This window comes from Ruminococcus sp. XPD3002 (assembly GCA_900119535.1).
In the GTDB taxonomy this organism is placed as follows: domain Bacteria; phylum Bacillota; class Clostridia; order Oscillospirales; family Ruminococcaceae; genus Ruminococcus; species Ruminococcus flavefaciens_H.
On record FPJT01000031.1, the window covers coordinates 1 to 12,843 of the forward strand.

Genomic DNA, 12,843 nt, shown 5'->3' on the forward strand with positions numbered 1-12,843 from the left:
GGTTCTCCATTGAATTTAAATTCATAATAGCCCACAGTAGGCTCAGATTTCAGCGGTATACGCTTTCCTGCGCCTAATGCATGGGCAATTTCTTTTGCCAGACTTGCTTTTTCTGCATATATTACTACCATTTCTACCTCCTTTTTAAAGAGCTATAATAACACAATTTTCTTGACTTATTTTTTTCTTTGATGTATAATAAAAGAGCAAACTTTTGTTTGTGGTATTGTTTTGGACAGTCCATAGTATTGTAATGATACTTTGGACTGTCCTTTTGTGCTATAATAGCACAATTATTTTCCCTTGATCCTGAATAATCTTCGTTTTGCCTTCTTAATATTTGGATTTATAATGTAAGGCGTAAGAATAGTTTTGTAAACATTCAAATTTTCAGCGTTTGGTGAAGTCCAATCTGGACTGTCACATAGTCTATAAGCATTAACACCTGATTTCAGAAATTGCTTGTTATACTTAGTGAACTTTTCCTTAGAAACTCGGGGGAGTAGTATGGTAATGTTACGAGTATATCGTTCATCATTATACTCAACGTGTCGCATAAGAGAAGCAATATCCCATTCGGCAGCTGATGCAAGCAGTATTTTGACATCAGATTTTGCAAATTGATTTTTCTGATACTCTGATCCCATGTAGCTGTAGTCAACTATCAGTACGCTATAAGAATCGTATAGTTCTGGAAGCATGGAATACGGATATATGTCTATATCATTGTATTTCATACCTTCCTTAGCGGCAAGGGGATTAATGCGATGAAAAACAGCAAGACGTTCATATGTATCATCATCGGCAATGACAACAGCAACCTTATTTTTTTTATTCAAAAGAGTTGCAAATTCAAGCGCTGTATGAGTGCATCCGTTGTGATGCTGCAGCTGACCGATGCCGATAACGAATGTATCATAATCCTGCTTTTTCTCTGATATGACCAGTACATTATCGATGTTGAATTCGTCTATTGTTGTAAGGGCAGGGAAGGACAGGTCAAGTTTCTGAAATGACTGATCGTAGATATCATCATCCTCGACAACGAGTTTTGACTTTTCTTCTTCTTCAATCATATCTTTGATCTTGACTTTTATAGCTTCCTCAGTGATAGGGGAGATAATCGTATCAATCGCAGTATTAACGGAATATGATGTAACAATGTCAGTAATACCGCTGTCAATAAGCGATTCGGCAGTTTCAATAAACACGTTAAGATCTGCGACTTCTCCGTAGATATATATAATACGCATGTTAGGCTTTTTCACTCGGAGAAAAGAAATAAGATCATTGATCGATAAATCATCCTTTACCTGTACCTTGTTATGGATGATGAGAATATGCGGATTATGATGATCAGCGATTCTTGCTAATGTATTGCCCCTGAGTACCATCTCGCATCCTACTAAGGTGATATTCGGATCATCCTTAAGAGCTGCTTCATATGTTTTTCTGACTTTCTTGTCTGCAAGTAATACTACATTCATTTAATAATCTCACCTAACCTTTTCGCAAGTTTTTTCATTTCAGCTATTATATACCTTGTTTCAAGTCCGTCAAATGATTTTCTATGCTTGGAATCAAGGATTATAATGTATACATCATTGCCTGAGTAAATACGTGATACAAATCTGCTGTTCTCAGGATGCCTGAAAACAGCTGTCTGAGTGAGCGATAAGTATCGTTCGTGATCGGTCTGAGTGATATCATTACCCATAAGTTTGATATTGTTTTTCAAGATCGTAATGTTGTATACATCGAATTCTGTTTCTATAGCTTTGGAGAATGCGTTCAGAAGCTTATCTTCATTCATTATGTATCACTCCCATGCATTTTCTGATAGTCCTTGAAATTAGTACTGATAATGTCATAAATAGTACCAGTGTCCTTGATCCGTTTGTCGAAAGGGATAACCTTTGATCCTGCGATAATAAGTCCCGTTCCTTTATCTTCCGTGTTGAGATATGCATCCTGAGAAGGGGAGAGCTTGAATAACTCTGATATAGCTTGTAGGTTATCTGGATCCTGGGGAAGAAGAATTTTGAACTTAGCATTCGATAGCATAGAATTAGCATCTTTAGAAGCAAGAACTTCCTTAATATTCTGAGTAATACCTGTTGCGACACCACCGTGTTTTCTGATACGGCTAAACACCTTCACGAAGAATTTACCAGACTGACCGTCTTCATCGTTGAACATCATTGAAAACTCATCGCACCAAAGCCATGTTCTGATGCCGTTACGTTTGTTCTCTATTACACGCTGCCATACAAACTCCAAAACAATCTGTAGACCAACGGCACGAAGTTGTTCACCCATATCGAAAATATCGATAACAAGAAATTTCTTATGTGTATCAATGTTTGTTTTATCGGCAAAGTTCCTTAGTGAGCCTGTTACATACAGTTCCAGTACAAGTGCAAGCTGTTGTGCTTCTTGTTCAGGCTGATTTTTGAGTATATCATATAGAGTGGTCAGAGTAGGCAGCTTATTGATGTCTTGTCCCTGTGATTTCTGAAAGTCAAAATATGCAAGATGTATGCATCGGTCAAGAATCGATTTCTCCTCAGATGTAAGCGGAGATCCTTTTGCTGTTTCAACTACAGTCATTATAAATTCGGATTTGATAGCAACTGCATCACGTCCGTTTTCAGTGTAGCTTAGGTCTATATCGAAAATATTATATTTTGTTGGCGAGTTCGGCGATAATTCGAGTATTTCACCGTCAAATACATTTGCAAGCGTTCCGTATTCCTTATCCGGATCAATTATAATTATCTCATCTTTAGGATACTTGAACAGAACGTCCATCATTTCCATTTTAACAAACATGGACTTACCAGAACCAGAAGGACCTAATACGTAACCATTTGCATTCATTTCCTCAGTTCTATCAAGTATGATTGATGAATTCGTAACCTTGTTAATTCCGTAGAATACGCCTTGATCCTGATAGTATGTACGATAGGAAAAGGGAATTAGTACGCCAGCAGCATCAGTCAGGAGATATGTACTAACCGCTGAACCCATATGATTCACTCCGAATGGAAGAACACTGTTCATTCCTTTTTCCTGTTGGCGAGTCAAGTAGTTTAATGTCACTTGATATTTAAGCGCTTTGCTCTTGATGTGCTTTGTAAGCTCTTCAAGATCGTCTTTGTTTTCTGCCGATATGGATATAAAAATCGCTACTTCAAAAAGCTCTGTATTACTTCCTGCAAGTCTGTTCTGCAGATCTTCCAGTTCCTTGACCTTGTCAGTAAGACGGAAGGGGATGAAGTTACCACCCTTTTTATGGTTATCTTCCATACGCTTCTGTATCTGAGACTGCACATTGAAAATTTCTTTTCTTACTTTTTCAAGTGCATCTCCCTTGTCAACTCGTATAACATGCTTAGAAACTGCAAGTTTGAAGTTGTTGTCCATTATTTCGGTAAGGAAACGATCATCAAGCTCACGATCATATCTGTGTACATACATTATGCGAGTAAGTGATGATCCTACCTCTGTTTCTTTGCCCTTGAAAGCGAACATCGAGGGCGCGATGTAATCTTTAAGTCTGCTGCCACGAGTGAAGTAGTTCTTAGGGAGAAGAAAATCGATATTATCGAATGGATGATAATATTCATGTAGTATCTTGAACACTTCTTCAGGCATGAGCTGACGAGTGCCAACCTTAAGATTGGTAAAATAATTCTGTAATTCACGGTAATACTTGAATAATACATTGATATTATCGATCTTAGTCATAGGCTTGTAAGAAAGAGCGATAAGCATTATCTTATTAGCGCAAGCCTGAGCTGACTTAGTAATGAATTGTTCAAGCACACTGCAATAGTCATCATACAGCTTTCCATAACGTCTTTCGGAAGGTATCATTGCTTTTGTCAGCTGTTCTTCGTTGATTGAAGAATTCATTATGAATTCCTGATAATGTATGTCAGTTGGAAGCGCATTGAGCAGCTTCTGATAATTGTTGTACGTTTCTTGCTGTTCACTTTCACGCAGCAGTGAATAATCAAGATTCTCAAACGAGAAAATGAGTGTGTATCTTTCTTCGCCTACAAGAAAAATTCCGTTCTCATATACTTCCCAAAAGGGGATAGTGTCCTGTGCTGTTTTCGGGATTTTCATGCCTTTGTTGAACAGTGACTTATTCTTCTTCTTGAACATATCTGTTATCATCAGAAAATACTCCTTTCGTTTCATAATATCGTACATCTGCGCCTTTAAATGTTTTCACGAAAAATGTGAACAGTGACATTCCTTGTATATTAACGCAGCCGAAGAAAATAATAACTCCAAGGACTATGAATATAAGAGTCATAAGAAGCTGCGTATTCATGTGATTTCTCAGTATCAGATACATTAAGATACCGAGTATTGCAGCAGCTCCTGCAATTATCATTTGTTTTGTGCTGATGCCGAAGCTGTTATTGTTTTTGCGTATAATGTTTTTTGTGATTTTTGCCTTTATCATCCTTTATTACCTCACTTTATCAGTCCTGTAAGAACTTTTGGCGGTTTGATCATCATTATTGTCATTGCTATAATGATAAATGTTCTTGGAGCCATTTGAACGAACCATTTTATTATATCATTTAGCGATGTGACTGTGAATGATGTATTGACCGCTGTAGCATTTTTTCCGATGTACAATACAATTGCCATGAAAAGTATTTGAGCAGCAACTTGAATGAAAGTTAAAATAAAGTTTCTGAAATAAGGACGTGTTACCTCTGAGGAAAAGCAAGCAAAAAAAGCAGGAGAAACAGAGGTTAGCATAGCAAGCTCAAAGGATCTGAGTAACAGTTTTATAGAAAGACATATTCCTGCAATCATTATTATTGAGTATACCATAGTTAATGGAATGCTGATAATAATGCCAACAACGTAGTCGAGTAACGGACCGATTATTTTAACATCACTTTTATCAAGAGTAATGGTAGGAAAATCAATCATTTCGACTTTTACGCTTTCAAGTATTTTACTGCAATTTTGATTGATAACTTTTAGTATTGCCATACAAATTTTAACACTTGAATCAATCAAAACCTTCGCAAATAATAATCTTCCGAATACCATTGCTCCACCTTTAAGCGTAAATATTTCATATTTGATTGACTGCTCGATTATTGATATTGCAAAGAAAAGCAAAACCATACTATAGCCAAGTGTTTTTAGTATATCTGTGATAGTCGTGAAACTATCAGGCTTTATTGATATATTAAATTGTTTTCCAGATTCATAATCGGTTGATTTGATTTCATCAGATATTTCATTTACTATAAATTTATCCCAAAGAGCTTCGGCTAAAGCCTGAGCAGCCATCGGGAAAATAAGCGGCTTATTCTCTTTTAATATAGTTTCATCCTTAACACCTTCCGCCCATTCATCAAGAGCTTCTCGTGAGTCTCTTTTGACATCGATACTATCAATTGAATGTTGGACATTATCAACTGATTCTTGCGAAGCAGCACCAGCTCGCTGTTCATTCAGTGTTGTGACGAGTTGTGACATAACACCGTTCTGAACAGCATCGGGAAGATCATTGTTTATGTAATTCCAGATATCAACTGCGTTAGGTTCAGCTCCTTCCGCAATTTCCGTTTTTGCGGAAGCTGATATAAGTGATAAAGTGGATAAAACGCATATTATTGAGAAGAACAAAGCGATTATATGTTTCATTGTTATCCTCCTTTTAAAAGAGCTTTTGCACAGCAAACGTTGCCCCGAATATAAAAGCTGCAACTACGAGCATAGCAACCCCTTCGGTAAAGTCACGAGGATTTTCATCAGATTTGCCTTTAACTATTTTTATCAGTCCACCTGCGCCGCCTACTGTAAGCACCGCACATCGAGCGATCCAGAATAATATTTTATTAAGTTCGTCCATAATAACCTCCTATAAAATAATTGTGCTATAATAGCACAATTTGGCAGCCGTGTGACTGCCAATGTGCTATATAGAAAGGAATTGGAACTAATTAGATAATAAGTCCTTTGATAAGGAATGATGCTCCGAATGCAAATGCAGTGACAACGAGTGCTGCAATACCTGCATTTCTGTCACGAGGATTTTCATCGGTCTGTCCCTGTACAATTTTAAGTATTGCAGGAATACCTCCTATGCCAAGTATTGCTGCTCTTACTATCCAGAATATAACATTAATTATTGAGTTCATTGTGGTTGTGCCGCCTGTACCGTCAGGTGAAGTATTGTCGGCGTTTTCAGCATAGGCAGCCATTCCATTCATCACTGCCAGTGCAATTGTGCAGGCTGTGATAGCCATTTTGATTGTGTTTACTCTAAACTTTCTTACGTTAAACTTTTTCATTTTTAAATTCCTCCATTTAAATACAATTTTTCTGAAAATTCTTTTTTCTATTCGAGTAATCTCCGTCATTTGGAGATAAAAAATGTGCTATAATAGCACAAAAACATAATCCCTCTCACATCCTCTCGTGATTTGTATCTATATGAACTCTAAGTTGTGCTATTATAGCACAATTTAAGAGATTATTTTTGAATCGCTGTTGATGCAACAGCTGATGCAATTTTCTTAGTAACAGCGAATATCTTGCCGGCTGTACCTCCTGAAACGGCTGCTGCCTTTTCAATCGCTCCTGCGTTAGCAGCCTTGAATACAGCGCTTCCAATCAGTTCCTTACCCTTGTCAGTTATCTTAACAATGCTATTGCTCACACTTATAAGTCCCTGTTCCTTAAGCTGCTGTAAGTTTCCGAGTATCTTCTGCACTGTTGCAGTATCAGGATTAGCGATAATCGGTTTAAGATCAAGTTCGGGGGCGAATTGAAAGTAGTTCATATCTTGAATGGTTCCGTCAAGCTCAAATCCCATTATCTGAGCTTGATCTGCTTTGAAGTTTGCTAAATCGGCAGCTGCTGCTTTAATGAAAGTTGGCTTATTGATATAAGACTTTCCCTTTTGAGTGATAGTTATTGTGTTCTGGTCAATTTTCACTCGTTTTGCATGAGCTGCCTTGTTCATCTCGTCTATAACAGCACTTTTCAGATTTTCGTCAGAGATGTTATAAATCATTTCTTTAGGCATTGAATTATGATCTTTAAAAAATCTAATGTCCGTAGACTGTCCTGTGAAAACAAAATCGCTGTCTTTGGTTGGCAGCGATTCGGATGTAATATTAACTTTTTGAGGACTGCTGCTGTTTAGTCCGCGAAGCATGTCATAAATGGTTTTTGCATCGGATGCTATGGTTTTTACATTGTGAGCGCCATTTTTTATTGCCTGAGTAGTTTCATTATAAAGCTGATCTTCATCATACATATTCATCATCTCCTTCATTTTCAAACTGGAATTTCTCAATTACTGGATTAACACTTTCATCGTCCGCAAGTTCATCAAAATCAAAACTGCTGTCAGGTTCTTGCTGTAGTTCTTCAAAGTCACTCTGCGGAAATAATTCCTGTAATTCTTTTTGTTTTGCTTCTTCTTCAGCTGCTTGTTCAACTTCATACTCAGCCTGAGCTTGTTCAGCTTCCTCTTTTGCTTTGGCAAAAAAATCAGTAAGCACTTGCTGATGATGCTCATGTCGCTGCTGCTTTACAGAAGCATATACATCGTTAATATTCGTGTTATTTGGAATACCATTAGGGAAGCTGCTACCTGTTATAGAAAATAACGGATGCGACATTGTATCATATTTGCATAGGAAAAATGGCTTGAACTCATCGATGAATACAATGCAGTTACCGCCATATCGCTTTGTTTTACCTTTTGGCTTGATAACCTGTGATATTTCGTCAGGTGCAAGCAGATCACGCTGTATATAGCTTTCACTGTCTGAACCACCGCCGCCTTTGCCACCACGATTATATGAATGGCTATCAACTCTGACGGTTGTTTTTCCGAGTTTCTTTGATACATATTCTTTACTCTCTTGATCATTCGTGCCGAGAAAATTGAAAATAGAACAGTTACCAAGAATACTGTCCCATTGCTTTTCATATAAAGCCTTCAGCTGTGAAAGCCCTTGCAGCACTATACATATTCTTATGTTATACGAACGTACAACTGACAATGTTTCATTGAAGTTTGGAATTTTTCCTATATTTGGAAATTCGTCCATTTCGCAAGATACTAACATAGGCAGTCTGCCGTTATGGTCACGATTAGCAACAAGCATTAGACGTTCAAAGAGCTGTGAATAAAAGATGTTTGCAATAGCTTTATAAGTCTGTCTTGCTGCAGGAATGATCAGGAAAACAGCTGTTTTTTCTTTTCCGATTGAGTCAAAGTTCATTTCATCGGTCGCTGTCATTTCATCGACATCCTCAACCGCCCATAGCCTTAATCTTGTGGAAAGGACCTTGCATATAGAACCAAGAGTTTCCTGCGGAGTACCTTGAATACTTGCCCAATTAACTGCTGCAACATCATTAGGATATTCAATGCTATGCTCTTTAAGGCACCTTGCAAGTTCGCATAGTTCATCAATCTTACCGTCTTTATACTGGATTGAATTTACAAGGCGTACTACTCTGCCGAATGTTTTTAGCTCATAAGGTGTTTTCCATAGATAAACCATTATTGCAACAAGCATATCTTGTGCCGCACCTGACCAGAAATCCTCTTTTTCTCCGTCTCCTGCTGAGTTTTTCATGAACAGATCTGCTACATTGAGTACGTCCTGTTCTTCTGACATATAAGCAAATGGATTATATGAGTTGCTCATATTTATGTTGATGAGATTGAGCACTCTGATTTTATAGCCGTTCAGCTGCAGAAACTTAGCACAATCACGATACAGTTCTCCTTTAGGATCAGTAACAACATAACTGCCTACCATTTGCATTATATCTACCTTTATTTTTCGGAATGATTTTCCTGCGCCAGATCCTCCGATTACAACTTCGTTCAGATTATGTGATAAGTATGACTTCTTATTGGCATTATTGATGCTAACATAAGTATTAAGTCCAACTGGAATTCCTTTTGTATCTTTGAACTCTTTTTCTGCATATTTATCAGCCCATGACGCCGAACCGTGTTCCATATTTTTGTACTCATCACGGTTATTTGATGTAGCTGCTATGAAGATTATTCCTGCAACACATAAATATAGCCACCATAGCTTGGTGACTTGCATTACTACACATTTAATAACTGTACTTGCATTGATCGGGCAAGCCAGTTTCGGAGCAGATAAATAATTGAAGAAATCCATTAATTCATATGGTTCTTGTATTGACGGCATCTTATTAGTTGCAACATTGTAATCGCAGATCATGTATGCAAGATATAGTCCGAAGGAGAAAAGAATAAGAAAAAGAACTGAGAAGATATAGATAAGAGCTTTGGTATTCCTTCCACGTCTTAATTTATTCTTCTGGTTTGGCATAATACATCTCCTTAGTCAAGTCGGATTTTTTGATAAGCATAGTATTAGTACCTTCTTCATGTATAAGTTCAAGTATATCCCCTTCAGTAATGTTAAGATGTTCAGCGTATCTCATAGGGATGTTGAAAAACTCGGTTTTTGCTTTCTTTTTGAGATCATCAAATACGCAGTATACATCGTTTCCATTAAGTGTGATATGAAAGGCTCTATATAGATAATCCTCGTTAAATGGAGCAGTTTTTTTACCGATAAATATTCTATGGTATTTATCATATAAAGCGTAATACTTTCCGTTTATTATTTTACTCATCTTTTGACCACCTTTTTTTCATGGTGTTGTATGGCAGTTAATGCAGCCATTACAACAGATTCTTTTTCTTTTTTGTACTTAATCGGTATAAGTCCATTTGATGCTCTGTTCTTACCGACAAGAACAGGAGTTTCATTTTCTTTCAGACACTTAAGTTCCTGATCCGTTACAAGACGGATTTTAACATCATCGTCATAAGTAGCTGCGTTTTTATCTTCTTGTTCATAGTGTCGGTTTGTTTCAGGATCAAATGAACTATCAATATTATCTGGTATTCGATCACCGTCCTTATCATGCATATATTCTTTATTCCTTCTTGTTAGTTCTTCATCGAGCCTGTCTCTCAGGACCGCCTGTTCTACAGGAGAAAGAGGAATAGGATATTCCTTGTTATCGTTAATAACAACTTTAATTCCTATATCGTCATTCGCTTCAAGGAAGGCTTCTCCGTGATTGTCTGCAAAAAATTCCTTCCAGTTGTCATATCCCTTATCTTCAAAAGCCTGTTTCAGTTCTGGAGACTTATTAATAAGGAATTCTGCTGTTGTTTCATCAAGCTTTATTGCAGCTTTTTTATCTTCATTAAAATATGGTGAAAGCTCTGCTATGGTTATCATATCAGCTGTAAGCAGCAGCTCCGCAGCAGAAGCTTTGTCAAGCTTGCTGCCGTTTCCTGCTTTTAATAACATATCTTCAAATCTGTTTTTTTCTTCTTTCAGACGGTTGATGTCCTCGGTAATCTGATGAGCCTGTTCCCAAGAATCCGCATAATAATGGTCAGCTTCTCTACTCTCTATTTTCTCATTTAGAGTGGTTATCTTCTCTGAAAGGAGACTTATTTCATGATTATTTATGTACTCACTTCCTGTACAACCAAGTTTATCTACAATAAACGCATTGATCTCTGACTTTTCTTTTTCAGTAAGTGGAACTTCTGCATAAGGATAACCCTTACCGTCTTCGTACACAATTTCCAGTTTAGGATCATCTTTGGTATCTACATCAACACCAATGCTCAGTGTCGGAGGTTCTTCTCCTGAATCAGGATCGAAGTTATTAATGCTATACATCAATTCGGCTATACTTGAAAAATTCGTTTGCGACAAAAGTTCGGAACGTTCAATATAATCAGATACATTATTTGGAGGTATATTTTCCAAATAAATAATTACATGGGAATAGTCCTTGTCTGAGACAGGGGGAAAATAAATACTATCAATGTCTGCTTTAAAGTCTTTTTCAGCATTAATACTTGATTTCAATTCTATCACTCCTTTGTTCAATTTGTGCTATAATAGCACAAATTTCATTTAGACAAGAAGAATCTTCTGATAGATTCAGAAGATTTTAAACTCGTATTCAGTTAAAACGGTGCTTCCTCCTGTGTCAGTATTTCATCGAACTCTGCTGATAAGTCTGGTTCGCTGCCGTTTCCATTTTCGCCTGATTGGGACTTGTTGTACCCAACAAACTCGGCTTTATTTACGTTGACAAAGGTTGCGTACTTCTTTTCGCCTTCCTTTTCATAAGGGCGAACTTTGAGCTTGCCGATAACAGCTATCAGACTTCCCTTTTTGAAATATTTGGAGATAAACTCTGCTGTAGATCTCCATGCTATCGAATTGATGAAGTCAACTTCTTTTTCGCCATTCTTGTTGGTTGATTCATCCTGCACCGCAAGTGAGAATTTACACTTGGAAACACCACTCTCTGTCTGTTCAAGAACAGGATCAGCGGTCAGACGTCCGATTAATACGATTTGGTTCATAGTTAATACCTCCGTTTATTAAAATAAGTCCAGAACTATGACAGTTTCTGGTTATTAAGCGCTGCCAGAGTTTCTTTCACTTTACTATCTGATGTGCTTTCGTAAGCGATATTAAATAAGTTGTTATCGTCCTTATTTGTAAAATATGCGAATGTTATATCCGTCTTGCTCAGAGCTTCAAGCTGCTGCTTAGTAAGCTTGACCTTATAATGTAGCTTCTCCCCTGTTAGAGCAGCGCTCTTTTTAAGTTCTGCATATACTCTGTTGTTTTTCTGCTGAGGAGTCTCAGTGATCTTATTCTGCTGCTTAGGATAAATCAAACGTTTTATTATATCAGCCTTTTCAGGAAGAAAGGCGATATTAATCTTATCATCCTTCGGGAAGTATGCGAATTGAATGTAATTATCCTGAAGAATCTGCTTTTGTTCTTCGGTAATCACAAGGTACTGGAGTTTTGTGCTGCTCTGTTCAGCGGCTTCTTTTATCTCTTTGTATACCTTACGATTATGGATATCCTCGGACTGTTCATCAAGTTGTTTTTGTTTCTGAGATAGTCCTATCAGTTCAGCAAGGAAGTGCTTGTCCTTTTCCTTGACGGTGATTGTTACGGTTGAGGAATTTTTATCGACTTTAGCCGAGTACAAAACAGGCTGTCCTGCAAGACATAGTAACTTATCGAGAGTTACTTTGACAGAATAGTTATCTCCTGTACTCTGAACAAGATCACGATAATTAATGTTGCCGAATGTAGAATAGCTCTTTTGTATCGGGAGTGTTCTTACAGTTCGGTATCTTGTATGAGCTTTTTTCTTTTTCCGCTGTGACAAAGCCAACAGCAGAATAAACGCTCTTAGGATAAAGTCTGCAATGTTCCTTGAATATAATAATGTATTCTCCGCTCTCTTTATGAGATAGTCAGCATGTTTATCTCTGACTATGTGCTGCGGAGTAGACTTATTATAATTATTCTGTTGGAACACCCATTCTTCATAGTAGTTCCAGTTGCTCTTTTTCGGGACAGTGTCCTTACGTTCCTTGTAAGTCTTTTTATTTTCATTAAGTTTTATAGACGATAAAGCTTCTGGAGAATAATACCCCATTTTCTTTTCAAGGTTCTCTTTGGTATACTTTTCACCGAATTGCTTTGCAAGCGTATCGACTCGTATTCCTTTTTTCTCACCGTTTTTGGTAATGGTTATGTGGCGTTCAGTGTATCTGACGGAATAATCTTTACTCTTAAGAAAGGATAAGAATTCGTCTTTATTCTTACAGGACTCAACGGCATTATTAAGATCACGTATAAGTTTTATCTTCCACGACTTACCTTTAAGTCCAAGCTGATAAGTAGTACGGTCGATGCCTTTATACTTATTATTCTTTTT

13 protein-coding genes are annotated in these 12,843 nt (G+C 37.3%); all 13 read right to left on the reverse strand.

All coding sequences use genetic code 11. The features are described from left to right. Positions 1–293: 293 nt before the first annotated feature. Positions 294–1,487: a hypothetical protein gene (locus BT127_RS15905; RefSeq protein WP_075425943.1), complete on the reverse strand. Its 1,194-nt coding sequence runs from the start codon at positions 1,485–1,487 to the stop codon at positions 294–296. Further along, positions 1,484–1,813, reverse strand: coding sequence for a hypothetical protein (locus BT127_RS15910; protein ID WP_075425944.1), 330 nt, complete (start codon positions 1,811–1,813; stop codon positions 1,484–1,486). Before BT127_RS15910 ends, BT127_RS15905 begins: the two co-directional genes overlap by 4 nt. Beyond that, positions 1,813–4,185 (reverse strand): VirB4-like conjugal transfer ATPase, CD1110 family, encoded by a 2,373-nt coding sequence (locus BT127_RS15915; RefSeq protein WP_075425945.1) that lies wholly within the window; start codon positions 4,183–4,185, stop codon positions 1,813–1,815. Before BT127_RS15915 ends, BT127_RS15910 begins: the two co-directional genes overlap by 1 nt. Continuing rightward, positions 4,154–4,480: a PrgI family protein gene (locus tag BT127_RS15920; RefSeq protein WP_075425946.1), complete on the reverse strand. Its 327-nt coding sequence runs from the start codon at positions 4,478–4,480 to the stop codon at positions 4,154–4,156. The genes BT127_RS15915 and BT127_RS15920 overlap by 32 nt, the downstream gene beginning before the upstream one ends. Before the next feature lie 11 nt (positions 4,481–4,491). Further along, positions 4,492–5,688 (reverse strand): TrbL/VirB6 family protein, encoded by a 1,197-nt coding sequence (locus BT127_RS15925; protein WP_075425947.1) that lies wholly within the window; start codon positions 5,686–5,688, stop codon positions 4,492–4,494. A gap of 13 nt (positions 5,689–5,701) precedes the next feature. Beyond that, positions 5,702–5,896 carry a hypothetical protein gene (locus BT127_RS15930; RefSeq protein WP_075425948.1) on the reverse strand — a complete coding sequence of 65 codons (195 nt, stop codon included), beginning with the start codon at positions 5,894–5,896 and terminating at the stop codon, positions 5,702–5,704. 91 nt (positions 5,897–5,987) lie between these two features. Further along, on the reverse strand, positions 5,988–6,338 hold the full coding sequence (locus tag BT127_RS15935; protein ID WP_075425949.1) for a hypothetical protein: 351 nt from the start codon (positions 6,336–6,338) through the stop codon (positions 5,988–5,990). Between the two features lie 182 nt (positions 6,339–6,520). Continuing rightward, entirely contained in the window at positions 6,521–7,309 is a 789-nt protein-coding gene (locus BT127_RS15940; RefSeq protein ID WP_075425950.1) for a hypothetical protein, read from the reverse strand. After that, complete coding sequence (locus BT127_RS15945) at positions 7,302–9,383, reverse strand: VirD4-like conjugal transfer protein, CD1115 family (RefSeq protein ID WP_075425951.1); 2,082 nt, start codon at positions 9,381–9,383, stop codon at positions 7,302–7,304. Before BT127_RS15945 ends, BT127_RS15940 begins: the two co-directional genes overlap by 8 nt. Further along, positions 9,364–9,693 (reverse strand): hypothetical protein, encoded by a 330-nt coding sequence (locus BT127_RS15950; RefSeq protein ID WP_075425952.1) that lies wholly within the window; start codon positions 9,691–9,693, stop codon positions 9,364–9,366. The genes BT127_RS15945 and BT127_RS15950 overlap by 20 nt, the downstream gene beginning before the upstream one ends. Beyond that, the gene (locus tag BT127_RS15955; RefSeq protein WP_075425953.1) at positions 9,690–10,955 is read right to left on the reverse strand and encodes a hypothetical protein; all 1,266 of its coding nucleotides are present in this window, start codon (positions 10,953–10,955) and stop codon (positions 9,690–9,692) included. Before BT127_RS15955 ends, BT127_RS15950 begins: the two co-directional genes overlap by 4 nt. Positions 10,956–11,056: 101 nt before the next feature. Next, positions 11,057–11,461, reverse strand: a complete 405-nt coding sequence (locus BT127_RS15960) for a single-stranded DNA-binding protein (RefSeq protein WP_075425954.1) — start codon at positions 11,459–11,461, stop codon at positions 11,057–11,059. Positions 11,462–11,496: 35 nt separating this feature from the next. Continuing rightward, positions 11,497–12,843: hypothetical protein (locus BT127_RS17025; protein WP_175541995.1), on the reverse strand; the 1,347-nt coding region annotated here is incomplete at its 5' end.

Coding starts and splice junctions, on each gene's coding strand:
- BT127_RS15905 (WP_075425943.1), bottom strand. CDS start 1,487: ATGAATGTAGTATTACTTGCAGACAAGAAAGTCAGAAAAACATATGAA.
- BT127_RS15910 (WP_075425944.1), bottom strand. CDS start 1,813: ATGAATGAAGATAAGCTTCTGAACGCATTCTCCAAAGCTATAGAAACA.
- BT127_RS15915 (WP_075425945.1), bottom strand. CDS start 4,185: ATGATAACAGATATGTTCAAGAAGAAGAATAAGTCACTGTTCAACAAA.
- BT127_RS15920 (WP_075425946.1), bottom strand. CDS start 4,480: ATGATAAAGGCAAAAATCACAAAAAACATTATACGCAAAAACAATAAC.
- BT127_RS15925 (WP_075425947.1), bottom strand. CDS start 5,688: ATGAAACATATAATCGCTTTGTTCTTCTCAATAATATGCGTTTTATCC.
- BT127_RS15930 (WP_075425948.1), bottom strand. CDS start 5,896: ATGGACGAACTTAATAAAATATTATTCTGGATCGCTCGATGTGCGGTG.
- BT127_RS15935 (WP_075425949.1), bottom strand. CDS start 6,338: ATGAAAAAGTTTAACGTAAGAAAGTTTAGAGTAAACACAATCAAAATG.
- BT127_RS15940 (WP_075425950.1), bottom strand. CDS start 7,309: ATGTATGATGAAGATCAGCTTTATAATGAAACTACTCAGGCAATAAAA.
- BT127_RS15945 (WP_075425951.1), bottom strand. CDS start 9,383: ATGCCAAACCAGAAGAATAAATTAAGACGTGGAAGGAATACCAAAGCT.
- BT127_RS15950 (WP_075425952.1), bottom strand. CDS start 9,693: ATGAGTAAAATAATAAACGGAAAGTATTACGCTTTATATGATAAATAC.
- BT127_RS15960 (WP_075425954.1), bottom strand. CDS start 11,461: ATGAACCAAATCGTATTAATCGGACGTCTGACCGCTGATCCTGTTCTT.